This is a genomic window from Rhodocyclus gracilis (assembly GCF_009617575.1).
Taxonomy (GTDB): Bacteria; Pseudomonadota; Gammaproteobacteria; order Burkholderiales; family Rhodocyclaceae; genus Rhodocyclus; species Rhodocyclus gracilis.
Map to the genome: position 1 here is coordinate 596,824 of NZ_WIXJ01000001.1, position 15,734 is coordinate 612,557.

Consider the following 15,734-nt stretch of genomic DNA (forward strand, 5'->3'; position numbering starts at 1 on the left):
TGCCTCCTTTGATTAGCTGCGTCAGCATACCCTGCCCGATGCCGACTCGAACGTCCGCCCCGTCGCGGCTGCGCCGCGCACTGAACACGCTCCTGGCACAAGACTGTCTGCTCTGCGGTGCCAGTAGCGGCGCACAAGTGCTCTGTGCGAACTGCGCCGGCAGACTGCCCGCCTTGCCGCCGTGTCTGTGCCCGCAATGCGCCTTGCCAACGCTGCGTGGCGAGCGCTGCGGACGTTGCCTGACGCGCGCGCCGGCATTTGATGCCACCCGCGCCGTGCTGCCCTACGCCTTCCCGGTCGACGCCCTGATCCAGTCATTCAAGTACGGCCACCGGCTCGCGCCGGCGCGCTATTTTGGCGAACGTCTGGCAGAGCGGGCCAGCGGCCTGTGCGTGGACCTCGTCATCCCCTTGCCGCTGCATGAGACGCGCTTGCGCCAACGTGGCTTCAATCATGCCCTCGAACTGGCGCGGCCACTCGCCGCCCACCACGGCTGGACGCTCGACGCGCACAGCTGCACCCGTATCCGGGCGACGGCGCCGCAAGCCACACTGACGGCCGACGAGCGCGCTGGCAACCTGCGACAGGCCTTTCACTGCGCACGCGATCTGAGCGGTCTGCATATCGCGCTGGTGGACGACGTGCTGACCAGCGGCGCCTCGCTCCACGAATGCGCACGCACGCTCAAACTGCACGGCGCCGCCCGCGTCACGGCGCTGGTCGTTGCCCGCGCCTTGCCAGCGGAAGACGGACTCAGCGCAGCTTCTGCTCGATCAGCGTCAGCAGATCCGGCGTAAGCGTGCCGCTCGCGCGGGCGCGCTGCCAGGCGTCACGCGCCTCCGCCGCATGGCCGTCGGCATCGAGCGCCAACCCAAGACCGAGCCACCAGCGCCCTTCCGCCGGCGCCAGACGCGTCGCCTGCGCGTAGCGTTCAACGGCCTCGTGCGCGCGGCCCATCCGCAGCAGCACATGACCGGCGAAGCCCTGATAGTCGGCATTGCCCGACGCGGCGGGCAGGGAGCGCTGCAAGGCGCGCCAGGCCGCCGGCAGATCGCCGCGCTCGACCTTCAGACGCGCCAGACTCATCGCCCACTGCACGTTCGCCGGCGCCAGTTGCAACCCCTCGTCGAGCAAGTCGGCCGCCTCGTCAAAGCGCCGCGCTTCCAGCAGCAGCCGCAACAACAGCTGGCGCGACGCCGTATGCGTCGCATCGATCGCCAGCGCGTTGCGTAACTCCTCTGCCGCGTCACCCGTCCGGCCCGCATTCAAGGAGCCGAGCGCACGGCGGTAGGTCGCCTCGGCGCGTTCCGACGGCGAAGCGGGCACCGGCGACTTGTCGATGGCCGCCCCGCTCGTCCGCGCCGCCGGGGCCGGGCTGGCGCCATCGGCACCAACCACCACCCGCCGCGTCTCCGGCAGCGCCGGCGTCGGCAGAGCCGGCGAGACTTTCAGTGGCTCGGCTTTTTTGGCAACGGCCTCCGGCGTGGAAACGCTGACGCCGCCCTGCGCCAAGGCAAGCGGCACGGCGGGTTTCTGGGCAAGCACAGCAGCGGCGGGCGGCTGTGCGGCGGCCGGCGCGGCCTTCGTTGGCACAGCAGGCGGCGGCGACGAAGCGGCGGCAACGCCCTTCGGCGACACAGCAGGAGATGCAGAGGCGGGAGAGGCAGAATGCGGCGCAACAGGAGAGGCCGCCACCGTCGTACGCGGCAGGGTGGCCGCCGGCGGCGCAGCCGCCCCCGCCGTGATCGGCGCCGGAGCGGTGACGGCCGGCGCGACAGGGTTCTTGGCCAGCGTAGCCGTCGCGTTTGTCGGCGAGACGGGTGCTGCCGCTGCGGCTATCGCCACACTCGCACCGGGTGCCGCGGGCGGATTGGCCGCCGGGGCGGCACCCGACGCCACGGTCGGGGCGGACGTCGGCGCGGCAGCGGGGGCTGCAGCCGGTGCCGGGACAGCGCCGGCGATGGCGCCGGCACTGACGCGCGAGGCGTCTCCCGCTGAGCGATTGAGCGTCCAGAAAGCGCCCGCCGCCAGCGCGACGCCCACGGCAGCGAGCGGCCACCAGGACGTCATCTGCCGGCGCGGTGCCGGCGGCAGGGGACGCACGTCCTCCGGCAAGCCGCGCCGTGCGCCATCGGCGCCTTCGCGCGCCTCGATATCCTGCAACATGCGATTGATCAGGCTCATCGCGTTTCCTTAAGGTTGGCCGGCATGGCGCGCTACCACCAGCCGGGATGCCGTGCGCCCTGGGTGTCGGCGGCGGCCATGCGCACGTGCCGACGCTCGACGCGTTGCTGGCCTTCGCCGAACACCGCCAGCAGGCACTTGTGCGCGAGGATGTTGACGAGACGCGGCGCGCCGCCGCTGGCGCGATGCAGTGCACGCAGCGCCGCTGGCGAAAACGGCAGCTCGCCGCGATAGCCCGCGACGCGCAGGCGATGCGCGAGATAGGCCGGCAATTCGCTCTTGCCAATGGCGGACAGGCGGTAGTGAAAGGCGATGCGCTGCAACAACTGGCGCATGTCGTTGCGCGCCAGCGTCGCGTCGAGTTCGGGCTGTGCGAACAAGGCGATGTGCAACAGTTTGCGCCGCTCGGTTTCGAGATTGGAGAGTAGCCGCAGCGCCTCCAGCGTCGCCACCGGCATGGCCTGCGCTTCGTCGATGCAGACCAGTACGCGCTTGCCCTGCCGGGCGAAATCGAGCAGGGCACGGTTGATCCGCCGCAACAGGTGGTAGGCGTCGAGATCGGCGAAATCGCTCATGCCGAGTTCTTCGGCCAGCGCACGCAGAAGTGTGTCGGCGTCGATGGCCGGATTGGGCAGATAGGCCGTCACCCATTGCTTGCCGAGCGTTTGCAGCAAGCGGCGGCAGAGCAGGGTCTTGCCCGTCCCCACCTCGCCGATGATCTTGACGAAGCCCTCGCCGCCGTCGAGCGCCATCAACAAGGTGTTGAGCGCCTCCTGGTGCGACTGCAGGGCGCAGATGAAGCTGGTATCCGGCGTCAGGCGGAAGGGCTGATCGCGCAGCCCGAAGTGGCTCTGGTACACCGTCCCTCCCGTCCCCGCCTCAGCGCGGGCGCAGCTGGCGCGGATCGAGTTCTTGCAGGCGGTTCTGCGTCTCGCTGAGGTCGTCCTTCCAGCTCGATTCGTTCTGGATCAGCGTCGGCTTGATGAGGATGACCAGCTCGCGCTTGGTCAGCGAAGACGAACGCTGGCCGAAGAGCAGGCCAACACCGGGCAGACCGCTGGCGCCCGGCAGACCGCTGCGGTCGCTCGACTGGTCCTGCTTCATCAGGCCGCCGATGGCGACGATGTTGCCGTCCTGCACGCGGACGATGCTGTCCGTCTCGTTGATCGCGCTGGTCGCCAGCGGCAACGTGAAGTTGCCGAGGGTACCGAGGTTGATCGTCTTTTGCTGCTCGGCGACGACGCTGACCGAGGGATGCACGTGCAGGATGATGTTGTTGTTGTCGTCGATCTGCGGCGTCACGTCGAGGGCGATACCGGAGAAGAACGGTTGCAGCGTGATCGACGGCGACGACACCGTGCTGGTGCCGACCGAGGTCGTCGTCGTGCTGACGTTGGTGACGTAGAGCTGATCGGTACCAACCTTGAGCACGGCCTTCTGGTTATTGATGGTGGCGATGCGCGGGCTGGACAAGACCTGCACGCCGCCCTGCGATTCCAGGAAGTTCAGCAAGGCCGCGAAATTGTTGGTTTGCAGCGCCAGACCGAAGAAGCCCTGCCCCAGCGCGGTCGCCGACGCGGCGCCGGCCACCCCCGGCGTCACCGAAACGCCAACCGGCCCGGTAATGGCCCCCGTCGTCGACAGCGACGCGCCAGCGCCGACCATGCCGAGTCCGTAGCGGTTGTCGCGGCCACCGAAAGCGCTCCAGTTCACGCCGGACTGGAAGGCTTCGCTCAGCGACACCTCGATGATTTTGGCTTCCAGCATCACCTGCCGCTCGACGATCATCTGCGTTGCCCGCAGGTAGTTTTCGACCTCGCGCAACTCGGCCGGCATCGCCTTCACCAGAATGACGCCGGAGGCCGGGCTGACGATGACGTTACGGCCATCGGCGTTGCCGACGATGGCATTGAGTGCCTGCGTCAGATCGCGCCAGAAATCGCTGTCCTGCGTGGTCAGGATGCGGCTGCTCTGCACCATGCCGCCCGAGGTCGTCGTCGGCGTCGTTCCCGTCGTCGTCGGCTGCGCCACCGGCGTCGGCGTGGAGGTGTTGTTGTTACCGGTCGTCGAACCGTTGCTGATCGAGCTCGACGTCACACGCACGTCGGACTGCCCTTGCCGTTTGCCGGCGAGGTAATTCACCTGAAAGATGCGCGTCTGGATGGCGTTCGACTGAATGTAGATGCGCGTGCCTTGCGTCTTGAACTCGTAGCCATACATCTCGCGGATCGTCTCCAGCGCTTCGCGCAGCGTGACGTTCTTGAGATTGACGGTAATCGTGCCGCTGACGTCCGGCGCCACCAGCATGCTGTAGCGGGTACCGCTGACCAGCGCCATGAAGACCTGCGCCGCCGGCGCATTGCTCACCGCCAGATCGAAGCGCGGCTCAACCGGCGCCGCCGTCGGCGCGTCGAGTTGCAGCGGCGGCAACATGGCTTGCGCGACCGCATCGTCGCCGCCCCGCGCCTTGCTCGCCGATGCGCTGGACAGCTCGCCGCCAATCCGGTCGAAAGTGGCACTCGGTGCTTTCAAAGGCGTGGCGCAGCCCGAGACGACGAGCGCCGTCAAGGGCACAAGCAGGGTGAGCACATGCAGTGCATTCGATTGCAGCTTCATTGGTTACCTTTTTTCAACATGCCTTGAGTCGCTTTCCGGGTCTCACCGGTCGGCGTCTTTACCGCCTCCGGCGTCAGCAGCAGACGCAGCGTACCGCCCTCGCCCCGCAGCACCACCTCGCGCTCACTGACGCGCACGAGACGGCTGCCGTTCCACACCTCGCCCAACCGCACCCATTGTCCGCTAATCAGCGCCGCAGGTTTTCCCTGACGCGGCAGCATCACCGATTGCAGCGCCGGCCCGCTATCGGCCTCGGCCGCGCCGCTGTCGGTCGCCACACTCGCCGGAGGACGCGTCGGATCGGCGAGGGCCGGCAGGCTCTGCGCTGTTGCTGTCAGCGTCGTCGACAGCAACAGCGTCGCCAGCGCGCATTGCGCAAGCTGGCCCACGCGTATGGAGCGTTTGGAAAAACTCAGACGATCAGCCATGCGCGATCCAGACTCAGGGTATATACGGTCAGCGTCAATACCAGCCTTGGCTGCTTTTCGGCCGCGAGCGACACCTCGCTCCACAGCAGCTTGGCGGGCGATTTCTCGACGCGCGCGAGGTAAGCCGCCAGATCCTGGTAGCTGCCCTCGAGACGGATTTCAACACCATGCTTGAAGAGCCCGGCCACCGGTGCCGCCTCCTTGGCGGCGCCCGAATCGACGCTGGCGGGTTTGCTCGCGTCTTTCGCCACCTCGGCGTTGCCCTCCGGCGCCGTCGTCCGCGACGCGGCTTTCGCCTCGGCAACGGCGCTGACGGGCAGCGTGCGCAGGCTGAGCAGACGAAGGCTGCTGTTGCGGCCGATCAGATCCTCCAGCAGACGCGACATGTTCTGCGGCGGCACCAGGGAACTCTCTAAAGTCGCAAAGCGGGCGTTCAGTTCGCTCAAACGCTGGCTGGCCGCTTCGAGCTGTGCGCGTGCGGCAACGTCGGGGTCGCGCGCGGGCGACTGCAATTCCACCAACTGCGCCTGCACGGCGGCGAGACGCTCGCGTTGCTCGACGATGGCGCTCTTGCCGTTGCTGGCGGCGCGCAATTGCGGCTCGAGCAGAACAACCCAGCCGAGCAGGAGAATGCCGCCGACAACGCCGGCAAAGATCAAGGCGCGTTCGCGCGCGGAGTACGCCTCGAAGCGGGCGGAGACGGGGGCCGAAAACCGGAGCCACCAGGCGTTCATTGCCGTCCTCCCGTTGTTGCCGGTGCGCCGGCAGTCGTTACGGGTACCCCCGCGGCATTGACAGCATTCAGCAGACTGGCCGCCGTCACCGGCACGACGGCGCCGGCAGCATCGGCTTTGGCGGGCGGCGCCACCGGGGCGGTGGCAGCCGACGCGGCCTGCGGTGTGCCCGCCCCGGCCCCACCGTTGATCGTGCTGTCTTCGCCGCCAACGGCGTTGGCCGAACGCAGCGAAAACTCGACGTAGCGGATCGGCCGCGATGCCGCCGCGCTGGCGCCGGCACTGGCCGCAGAGGACGCCTCCGGCCGTGCCGGATCGGGTTCGACGCGGCGCATGGTGAGCGTCGCAAACTGCCGGCCACGGAAGATCGGTTCGCGCGCCAATCCCTGCACATAGGAGGGCAAAACCGCCGGATCGAGCACGGCGCCGCGCAGTTCGATTTCTTCACCGCCAGCGCTGACCGAAAAACCGGTGAGCCAAAGGTCCGCCCGCGTCTGCCGCGAAAATCCGAGCATGAAGTCGGAGAAACCGTGCGTATTGCCGATGCGCCCCGAATCGAGCACATCCATCACCGCCTGCCGGGTTTCCAGTCGGGCATTGACTTGCGCCAACTGCCCGGCCAGTGCTGGCGAGACGCGCCGCTCGGCGAGCGATTTTTCGAGCGCCGACAGACGCGTCTGATCGCGCGCGAGTTCGCCTTGCAGGGAGCTTAGCTCGACGGCGGTATGCGCCGCGTCAAAGCGGAAATAAACCGCCAGCGACGCCACCAGCGCCAGCGACACGGCGGTGGCGATGCCGAGCGTGCGGGCCGTGGCCCACTCGCGGCGAGGGCGCAGCCGCGCTTCGTAAAGATTGATTTCCTGCGTCACGCGGCAACCTCGTCAGAACGCAGGGCGGCACCGATGGCGAGCAGGCTGGCCGCTTGCCGGCTGCGCTCGCGCAATTCAGGTACCGACGGAAAATCCATGACCGTCGCCAGATCCATGTCGACCACCGGCACGTAGAGGTTCTCCGCCAGAAAACCGCGCAACTCCTCGACGGGCGGGGAAACCGCGAGCAGCAGCTTCGAGACCGAGATGAAGCTGAACTGACGGTCGAAATTATCGAGGCTGCGCTGCAACTCCAGCGCCAGACGCTCGCGCGCCTTGTCGCGGCGGGCGACATCGTCGTCGGCCAGTTGCAGGGCGGCGATCTCGACGCGGCGCACGGCGATCAGCTCGCCGCGATACGTCAGCGTCAGGCGTCCGCCATTTTCGTCGAGGTGCAGGAAGGCCAGCCCCCGGTTTTCGTCCTCAAAGAGCGCCGCGATGTTGCGCTGCGCGAGTTCGGGAATGTCGATGCTCGCCAGCGTCACGTTCGCATCCTCGAACGGCAGCGCGCAGGCACGCACAGCGGATTCGGCGGCGGCGGCGACAAAAATGCTGGCCTGACGACCGCCCCCCTCCAGCGGAATGTCGAGAACGTCGACGCACGCCGTATCTACCGGGAAATCGACCAGCCCCTTCAAGCCCCAGCGCGCCGCTTCCCTGCGTTCGGCTACCGGCACATTCGGCGCATCGACCTGCGTCAGCGTGTAGTGGCCAAGCGGCAGCAGAGTCGTACAGGCGTACGCCTTCAGCCCATGCGAAGCGCGCAGGCGCTCCAGAGCTCGTTTTTCGTCTTCTTCAACGCGGAAAGATTCCAGCAAGCGAATTTCCGGTCGCGCACCGGAGTGGCGTACACCATGGGCCAGAACCACTCGCCCCCCCTGTACCACCACCGCCAGCCAGCCCGGCTGACGCCGGACTCGGGATAACGGCAACATTCCTGTTCTCATCCTTATATTCAGGGCGAAGCGTACTTTCTAACGTGCTAAATCACAAGGGATTCCGTTGCAGCAGAGCCATACGACATGACACATCAGTAGGTCTCCCGGCGATAGATCAGCGGCGTCTTGCGCACACCAAAGGTCGCCCGCGCCGTCGGTACGTTGCCAAACCAGGGCACATTACCGGCCGTCGCGCTCGACACCGTCGGAGAGACGCAGGTCTGACCGCTGGCCGCCGCGCCCGTATTGACCGTCAGCGCCACCGAACCGCTATTGCCAGCCCCCGGCGCTTTAAGGCGTAGCGGGAATTTTCCGTTGGCGGCGGTTTGCGCTGTGGCCGGGACGAAGTAGGTTTCGCAAGCCGAAAGATTCTGCTGATAGCCCGACAGGGCGATGCTCGACCCCGCCAGCGATGTGCAAACGTCGTCGCGGTTGGTAACGTAATAGCCGCCCGCGTTCCAGTACTGCGCCTCCAGGGTGAGCGGCAGATCGAGTAACTCCGATCCATACGCGTTGGCGAGCCAGAGACGCCCCGAGCGGATATGCGCATTGCCCTCGGCGAAGCCGGCGGAGCTCACCGCATCGTTGTCGGTCGCGCGCACGCTGATGGTTCGGGGCGCCGTCGGCGTGGTGCTGAAGGTGTAGGTCGGCGTGTTGACGCTGGCGAATCCCTGCCCGGCCCCCGCCGCGCCGGCAAAGGCAGTGCCAGGAATGCTGCCGGTCGCGCCAAAGCCGCCAGGCGAGGGCGATCCGGAGCCGTCGCTGAGCGTGACACCGTTGGCGAACGCGTTGGCGTAGTTGAGGGTGTTGGCCGAGGTCGCATTCAGCGCGTCGATACGCACCGTAAAAGGCTGCCCGGAGTAGGTAAATGGAGCGGCACTGCAGCCCTCGATCGTCGTCGTCTTGAAATGATCGGGGATGAAGCGCCCGAGCGACACGGCAGCGGTGTTACCGATATGGCAACCGTACTGACCGGCCGCGTTGACGCTGACCGCGAGGTTGGCGTTGCCCGTCGTGTCGGTGACGCAATCTCCCTGCGCGCTATCGACGGCAGTGAACGAATCGTCGAGGAAAGCACCCGGCGCGAGGTAGAGGTAGCCGACCTCGCTGTACGTGGCGCTCACGGCCGCCGCGTTAGCGATCAGCGAAGTCGGTGTCAGCGTGCCGACGGTGCCGCCGCTTTGCTGCGTGGTCGCTTGCGTGCTGATCTGGGCGGAAAGTTTGGTGCCATCCTGCAAGAGCGACCCCGCGTACGCGTCGCTGGCGCTGGTCGACGTGATGGCTTGCAGACTGAAGACGGCCCCCGCCTTGATGACAGGCGAGGCCGTCGCCGACGGCGCGGCGGCAGACGCCGAGGTCATCAGACTGACGGCGCCCGGCCGCACGGCAAACTGGTCCGTCGAGCAGGCGGGCGCTTGCGAGGTAAAGCTGCCGCAGGTCCCGTCTGTGCACTCCTTCACCCGGCAGCGCAGCTTTGCGTACGCACGGCTGACCGAAAACGCGCCGGTACGCGTGCGCCCCGCCGCACTGGAGGGATTGCCCGAGACAAAGGCCACCGTTTGCGCGGCGACCGGATTGGCGTAGGCCGAGCATGTTGCCGCCGGCGTCGTGTCGTCGAAGAGCTCAACCTTGACGTACTTGGAACTGCCGCCCGCCGCGACGTAGTTCGATTCCAGCGTGCCGTCGCTCTTCAGCGCAGCGATGTCGATGGCGAAATCGGCGCCGGCGAGCTTGGTGTACAGCGGATGACGCGCGGTCGCCACCCACGGCACGTTGGCGCCGGTTTCGAGGCAATCGAACGCGCCGGCGTTGGCGGAGTTGCCCGGATCGGTGACATACGGCGCACAAATGCGCAGGTTGGCGATTTCGCGATAGTTATTGCTGGTCCCGGTCGAACCGGCGAAGGAAACCAGCCAGTTCTGCGGCACCGCCGCCTGCCCGCTGCCGCTCGCCAGCACATCGAACTTCGGAATCAGCGTCGTGTAGTTGCTACCGCCGCCCGATACATCGCGCTCGACCGTCACGTAGGCATTGACGTTGTTGGTGTGGTCGATGGTGATGCGAAAGTGCTGCGACGTCGCCGACGTGTTCGAACTCCGCCAGAGCGGCGTCGTCAGGGTGCCGGTACTCGCGAGCAGCGCATAGCCGTTCAGGCCGCTGCCACTGCCGCGCACGGCGACCGCATTGGCGCGAAAGCCTGCCGAACTGTTGGCCCCGCTCGGCGCCGACCAGCCCGCCGGGTAACCCGGCCGCCCTTCGGTGTTGTTGGAGAAATTGCCATATTCGTCGAGACCAACCGCCAGCCAGCCACCGGCAAAGCCATTCACCGAACCATCGCGCGAGGCATAGCCGAGCGAGCCGCCAAAGCCCCCCGGCTGCGGTGCGACGCTGGCGTCGGAAAAGACCACCGACAGACCATCGGCGCCACTGCCGCCGTACACGTAATAGTCGAAGTCGACGACGATCTTGTTGCCGGCGCCGGGGAACCACTTTTTCAGCTGCAACATGGTCGATTCGTTGCCGGCATTGGTCGTCATGCGGATGCGCGGCGAGCCGCTGACGTTCGCCACGGCAGGCGTAAAGCCACCGCTGATCGACAGGGCATTCCACAGCGAACTATTGAGCGTGCCACTGGCAAAACTGTCGACGATGCAAGTGTTGCTCGACCCCTGGCAGGCCGACGGCATGCTCTGCCCACTGTTGTTACTGACGCAACTCGTCCCGCAAGTACCGCCGGAGAGGCAGCAGACACCGCCGACCGAGGCCGCCCAGCCAAGGTAAATACTCTTCGAGCTACTCGCTGTGACGCATTTGCCAACCGTTGCCGACGACGAATACAGGATGACATTGCCGCCCGTACTGGTCACGCTGCCCAGTACCTGATCGCCACTCCCGAGCGAAATATCGCTCGCCGCCAGCACGTTGCCACCCACGCTCGCGCCGGAGGAGTTGATCTGCACCTGGCCCGCCGTGCTCGTCACATTGGCGCCAACGGTCGCTCCGCTCTCGAGCAGTACGGAACTGTAGGCATTGACGTTGCCGGAGACCGTCGTCCCCGAACTGCGCAGGGCAATCCAGCTTCCGCTGCTGACGACATCGCCACTCACGGAATTGCCACTGCTCAGGTTGATCGAGCCCGCCGCGTTGATCGAGCCCGTCACCGTATCCCCTGAGCCCAGCGAAACATAGCCCGAGGTCGCCACCAGATTACCGATGTAGTCGCTCCCCCCGCTATCCGAAATCGACGACGCCGTGATCGAGCCCGTCACGCTCGAGTACCACTGCGTCGAAAAATAACCACCCGCCGTGATGTCGCCGATGACGTTGCTGTTGTAGCCGAGCGAGATATTCCCCGTCGCCGACAACGCTGCGTTGACGTTGGCGTAGTTGTTTCCGGCGATGGTGTCAGCGGTGATGACAAAACCACTGGCCGTGCTACCGGTATTGATTTCGTTGCCGTTGAGCCAGAGCGTGCCGGAAACCGCCAGCGTCGTATTGGGGTTGCGGACACTGATGCTGTCGTTCCAGTCCAGACTGAGACCAAAGGGGCAGGTGTAGCGGGTACTGCTGGACTGGTAGCACAAACTGGGCAACTTACCCGGCAAAACGTAGTTGGTCGCCTGCGCGGCAAGCGGCGCGAACAGGACGAGGGCCAGCAGGGCGCCACGCACGCGCTGGCGCAGCCAGACGCCCAGACGCACCGTGCAGCGGATCGCGGCACACGACGCAGTCGCCGCGCGGCGCAGGGGAAAGGTGTCGGGAGTCAAGGGCATCGCGGATCAGCAATCAAAGGGAGCGGCGGTGATGGTCGAATCGCGGCATTTCTCGACGCGCACGCGGGCTTCGCGCTCGATGGTCAGCGGCTGGCTCGCCGTGGCGCGGGCCGTTGCGGTGATCTCGAACACGCGCAGCGTCTTGCCACCCTCGGCATATGTCGTCGTCGCGCCGGGATACGGCGTGCAGCGCACCGATACCTGGTAGTCGGAGATCGTCGTGAGCACCGTCGGATTGGTTGCAAAGCAACTCGGCAGGGCGGCCGAATCGCCGTTGGGGTCGAGCTGAAAAAGGCCCCACTCGACGCCGGCCTGTGCCGCCTGCAGGGCCCGACTTCCTTGCACGTCCTGCGCGGCGGTCGTATTCGACGAACTGACGACTTGCGCCATGATCGCCGCCAGCGCCGCGAACAACAGCAGCAGAAAGATTGCCGAGATGATCGACACACCCCGCTGCGCGCGCCGGCGACCGACAAGGCGACGTCTCGGCGCAGCCGGCGACCGTGACGGGAGCATTGATGACAGCAGCGGCGGAGGCGACAGCGGCGACGACGTTCTCATGGCGTATTCACCACATCGACCTGATGCAGGAGGGTAATGCTCTCGTTGTTGCGCGTCAGCGTCACGCGCATCGACACCAGACCATTGCGCTGCAAGGCACCCGGCGCGTAGTTGAAGGTGCATGCGCTGACGCCGGCGACCACGACCGCCGAGCGCTCGGCCGTGCATCCGGCGTAGACGGGCAGACTGCCAAAGGCGCTGGGCTGCGTCGCCGCGAAGCCGTAGCACCAGTGCCGCCGAAGGGTGCCGAGATCGGGATTGGCGGCGTTGGGGGCGCATTCGAGCGTCACCGGGCCGCCGACGATATGAAAGCGATTCTGCGGCGAAGCAAAGGGAAACTGCGCGGCGCCAACGGCGTACGAGAGATTCGACAGCGTGCCGGTTTTGGTCAGCGCCCGCCGGGTGCTCGACGTCGCCGTACTGGAGTAGACGTCGGCGCCGGGGATGCCGAGGTTGAACACCACCAGCTGATCGCCGGCAGTCACCTGCACCGGCGGCCCGAAAACATCGAAGGAATTGTCGGTAGTAGACGTGAAATCGGCGGGATCGTCGCTGGCGCCGCCCCCCGGCTGCGCGCGGTAGCGGCCGGCGTCCTTCACCGGCACGAATTCGAGCATATTGCCGCCGGCGGAAAGACGCACGCTGTTGGGCAGCGCGGCCTGCAACTCACGCGCCATGCGCCGCAAGGCGGTATCGGCGGCGTCGGCAAGATCGGCGCGATTGGCGACATCGCTGTAACTGCTGATCTGCGTACGCGTAAACATGCCGACCAGCGCCAGCAAGATGCCGCTAATGGCGATGACGACGACCATTTCGATCAGCGTCACCCCACCCTGCCAGCGACGGAGGGCGAGCATTCTGCCGGCAGCCGTGCGGCGGCGAATCAGGCGGGCAGGATCAGAAGGCGCGCGGAGCATAGCGGAAGCGATACGTACTCAGACTGTAGTCGTCCTGGCCGGCATGCGACACCGTCACCGTGACCCGCAGGGCGGCACCCGCGTCGGCAAGGCCGAAATCGCCGCCCGCCCGCGCCACGGCGACGCTGGCGGTGTATCCCGCCATGGCGAAATTGCCGGTGATGTCGTCGATATTGAGTTTGCTGAAGCCGCCGTAATCGGCGACGTTGTTGAACTGCGGCGCGTTATAGCGCGTCTCGTTGGTAGGCGAAGGCGTCGAGAGGGCGCCGCCGCCCTTGTCCTGCGAGGCAGCGGCACCGCCCGTGCACTGCGCGGTCGAGCTTGCCGTCGCCGCGTTGACATCGGCGGGGTCGCAATAGGTGAACGGCTGATCGGCGGCCTCGCGCAGCACCGACTCGGCAATCGCCATCATCTGCTTGCGCACCATCGGATCGGCGCTGCCCCGCGTCAGCGAAGCAATGACCGACACCAAGCCGACGACGCCGACGCTGACGATCACCATAAAAATGATCAATTCGATAAGCGACAGCCCGCGCTGCCGGACACGCGGCGCACCGGGCAGGGCGGACTCAGTGCACATAGCCCGTCCCGTCCTCGATCGTGATGGCGAGATTCGCCGGCAAGCCCTGCACGGTGATGCTCTGCGCCGCACTGGCGTCGCCGAAAGGATTGAAGCTCAACCCGCTCGCGGGATAGGACGAAAAGGCCGCCGTGCCGTTCGCCGACACGAGCAAGGGGCTGCCGCCGGGTCCGGGCAAGGGAACACCTGCCGCGCAATCGGCGTCGCCAAAATTGGCGGCGATGCGGGCGGAGAGGGAATTCGCGGTAAAGGTGACGCAGACCAGTCGCCGGGCGGCGACGGCCGATTTTTGCGCATAGCGCAGGGCCGCCAGCGTTTCGTCGCGCAAGCCGCGCTCCTCGAAACCCGTACGACCGGTAAAGCGGGGTAAAACCAGCGCCGCGAGAATGCCGACGATGACCAGCGTGACAACGAGTTCAACCAGCGTGAAGCCGCGCGCGCGAGTGAAAAACGAGAACCCGGACGAACGACCGGGTTCTCGTCTGACGCGCGGCACCTGCCGAAAAAAAGGCGCGCGAATGGCTAACCCCTTTTTCTGGCGGGACGATTAGCAACCGCTCGCGGTCGTCGTGTACGTCGGAGGCACGGTGGTCGAAGTCGCCGCTGCATAAACAACACCGCACGTGGAAGCATCCGGCGTAGCGCCCACCTTGTAAGCGATTCCCGGATGCGCCGTAGCCGTATCCGCGACCAACTTGTTGCCGTCAAGGTCCATCACCTTGACAAGATCACTAGACGTAGCAGCAAAACCGTAGGCGAGGTTAACCGTTGCAGCACCAATCGTCAGAGAAGACGTCGCACTCGATGTGGAGCCCGCAGCAGCAGCCTTGGCGTAAATCAACGAATTGGCGGAGCGCATAGAACCCTCGGTCGCTTGCACAACCGAGGTGCGCGCGTCCTTGCTCAAGTCCAGAAATTTCGGCAGCGCCGTCGCAGCGAGAATGCCCAAAATGGCAATGACAACGATCAACTCAATCAGAGTGAAACCCTTTTGACTACTACTCATGATGCCCTCCTTGTAAAAAAACTCAGCAACCGGAAACCGTCAAACCACTAATCGTCGCGGCGATGTTGGGGCCTGTCGGCTGGGTGTAATTGAAGAAACACGTCGCGGCGTTGGTCGCCCCGACGACGCTGAACGTGGCAACGCCGCTAGCGGCGGTGTAGGTGTAGCCCTCGGCTTCGGTCTGCGCCTGCGTCGGCGTAAACGTGCCGGTGAGCCCCGCCGCCGAGAGGATGCCGGCAGCGCCGCCGTAAGGCGTCACCGCCGGATAGCCGTAGGCCATGGTGATCAGGCCGTTTTCGGAACAGACCGTACCGCTCGCGCCGATGTTGTTGTCGGCCTTGCTGCCGCCACCGGCGCAGTTGTCGGTGTCAGCCACACCGGCGCGCGACAGGGTCGTCGCGTGCACCAGCGCCGTCGCCGCCGCGACGCTGCCGCGCGCCGCTTGCAGCTTGGCGATGCGCGCGTCACGTTGCAGGTTGATGAAGCGGGGCAAGGCGACGGCCGCGAGAATACCGAGAATGATGACGACGACGATAAGCTCGATCAGCGTAAAGCCGTGCTGCCGTCCTGATCGCGTGGGGTGGGTCATGGAAGTCTCTTTCGTGATGATCGAAGGTCGTGCGGAAGGGTGAAATCGTTGGCGGCGGGAAAGGCGTCAGTATCGCACGCTCAGGGGGGGCCATCGTCGAGTCGCAGCAGGCCAACGCCCGCCAGGCGGGCCGCAGCGCCCGTCGCCTCGACACCGCGCACGAGGCGAAAACGCGCCTCGTTGCCGCGCCGGTAGCGATACACCAACTCGCCGCGACTGCGGTTGAAATACCAGACGCCGGTAGTCGACGCGGCGGGCGGCACGGCCAGTTCGCCAAGATAGGCGTCCGGCTGTCGCTGCACCCAGCGCAGGGGATTGTCGCTGGCCGGCAAGGCGCCGCCGACCAGTTCGTGATGCGCCAGATAGTCGAGCAATTCGACACGCAGCGCCGCGACCTCCGTCTGCACGGCAGCCTCCTCGATCTGCACACGCGTTCGTTCGAGCGCCGGAAAGAGAAACGCCAGCAAGATGACGACGATGAGGATGAACACGGCCAGTTCGTATTTGCGGCGGTCGCTGGCGGGCATGGGGCGTCTCCA

At 66.2% G+C, this 15,734-nt stretch carries 16 protein-coding genes; 1 reads left to right on the forward strand and 15 read right to left on the reverse strand.

The genetic code is table 11. The features are described 5' to 3' along the window. Nucleotides 1-38 precede the first annotated feature (38 nt). Nucleotides 39-797: a ComF family protein gene (locus tag GHK24_RS02650; protein ID WP_153468490.1), complete on the forward strand. Its 759-nt coding sequence runs from the start codon at nucleotides 39-41 to the stop codon at nucleotides 795-797. Here GHK24_RS02650 and GHK24_RS13755 read toward each other — a convergent pair. The 15 genes from GHK24_RS13755 to GHK24_RS02725 all read right to left on the reverse strand — a co-directional run bounded on the left by GHK24_RS13755 (nucleotide 754) and on the right by GHK24_RS02725 (nucleotide 15,722). Next, a complete protein-coding gene (locus GHK24_RS13755) occupies nucleotides 754-2,184 on the reverse strand; it encodes a tetratricopeptide repeat protein (protein ID WP_153468493.1) in 1,431 nt (476 codons plus the stop codon). The genes GHK24_RS02650 and GHK24_RS13755 overlap by 44 nt on opposite strands. A gap of 32 nt (nucleotides 2,185-2,216) precedes the next feature. Beyond that, entirely contained in the window at nucleotides 2,217-3,044 is an 828-nt protein-coding gene (locus GHK24_RS02660) for an AAA family ATPase (RefSeq protein ID WP_167680801.1), read from the reverse strand. A gap of 19 nt (nucleotides 3,045-3,063) precedes the next feature. After that, on the reverse strand, nucleotides 3,064-4,800 hold the full coding sequence (gene mshL, locus GHK24_RS02665; protein ID WP_153468496.1) for a pilus (MSHA type) biogenesis protein MshL: 1,737 nt from the start codon (nucleotides 4,798-4,800) through the stop codon (nucleotides 3,064-3,066). Then, nucleotides 4,797-5,228, reverse strand: coding sequence for an MSHA biogenesis protein MshK (locus tag GHK24_RS02670; RefSeq protein WP_153468499.1), 432 nt, complete (start codon nucleotides 5,226-5,228; stop codon nucleotides 4,797-4,799). The genes mshL and GHK24_RS02670 overlap by 4 nt, the downstream gene beginning before the upstream one ends. Continuing rightward, nucleotides 5,213-5,962 carry a type II secretion system protein GspM gene (gene gspM, locus GHK24_RS02675; protein ID WP_153468502.1) on the reverse strand — a complete coding sequence of 250 codons (750 nt, stop codon included), beginning with the start codon at nucleotides 5,960-5,962 and terminating at the stop codon, nucleotides 5,213-5,215. The genes GHK24_RS02670 and gspM overlap by 16 nt, the downstream gene beginning before the upstream one ends. Next, the gene (locus tag GHK24_RS02680) at nucleotides 5,959-6,831 is read right to left on the reverse strand and encodes a PilN domain-containing protein (RefSeq protein ID WP_153468505.1); all 873 of its coding nucleotides are present in this window, start codon (nucleotides 6,829-6,831) and stop codon (nucleotides 5,959-5,961) included. Before GHK24_RS02680 ends, gspM begins: the two co-directional genes overlap by 4 nt. Further along, the gene (locus GHK24_RS02685) at nucleotides 6,828-7,766 is read right to left on the reverse strand and encodes an agglutinin biogenesis protein MshI (RefSeq protein ID WP_153468509.1); all 939 of its coding nucleotides are present in this window, start codon (nucleotides 7,764-7,766) and stop codon (nucleotides 6,828-6,830) included. Before GHK24_RS02685 ends, GHK24_RS02680 begins: the two co-directional genes overlap by 4 nt. 95 nt (nucleotides 7,767-7,861) lie before the next feature. After that, a complete protein-coding gene (locus GHK24_RS02690; RefSeq protein ID WP_153468512.1) occupies nucleotides 7,862-11,542 on the reverse strand; it encodes a DUF6701 domain-containing protein in 3,681 nt (1,226 codons plus the stop codon). 6 nt (nucleotides 11,543-11,548) lie between these two features. Beyond that, a complete protein-coding gene (locus GHK24_RS02695) occupies nucleotides 11,549-11,989 on the reverse strand; it encodes a hypothetical protein (RefSeq protein ID WP_153468514.1) in 441 nt (146 codons plus the stop codon). Nucleotides 11,990-12,099: 110 nt separating this feature from the next. Further along, complete coding sequence (locus GHK24_RS02700) at nucleotides 12,100-12,960, reverse strand: PulJ/GspJ family protein (RefSeq protein ID WP_194286358.1); 861 nt, start codon at nucleotides 12,958-12,960, stop codon at nucleotides 12,100-12,102. 40 nt (nucleotides 12,961-13,000) lie between these two features. Further along, entirely contained in the window at nucleotides 13,001-13,600 is a 600-nt protein-coding gene (locus GHK24_RS02705; RefSeq protein WP_153468521.1) for a prepilin-type N-terminal cleavage/methylation domain-containing protein, read from the reverse strand. Continuing rightward, on the reverse strand, nucleotides 13,590-14,096 hold the full coding sequence (locus GHK24_RS02710; protein WP_277986398.1) for a pilus assembly FimT family protein: 507 nt from the start codon (nucleotides 14,094-14,096) through the stop codon (nucleotides 13,590-13,592). Before GHK24_RS02710 ends, GHK24_RS02705 begins: the two co-directional genes overlap by 11 nt. 51 nt (nucleotides 14,097-14,147) lie before the next feature. After that, nucleotides 14,148-14,606, reverse strand: coding sequence for a type II secretion system protein (locus tag GHK24_RS13760; RefSeq protein WP_153468524.1), 459 nt, complete (start codon nucleotides 14,604-14,606; stop codon nucleotides 14,148-14,150). A gap of 22 nt (nucleotides 14,607-14,628) precedes the next feature. Further along, entirely contained in the window at nucleotides 14,629-15,195 is a 567-nt protein-coding gene (locus GHK24_RS13765; protein ID WP_153468527.1) for a prepilin-type N-terminal cleavage/methylation domain-containing protein, read from the reverse strand. 80 nt (nucleotides 15,196-15,275) lie between these two features. Next, nucleotides 15,276-15,722: a hypothetical protein gene (locus tag GHK24_RS02725; protein WP_153468530.1), complete on the reverse strand. Its 447-nt coding sequence runs from the start codon at nucleotides 15,720-15,722 to the stop codon at nucleotides 15,276-15,278. Nucleotides 15,723-15,734: the final 12 nt, after the last annotated feature.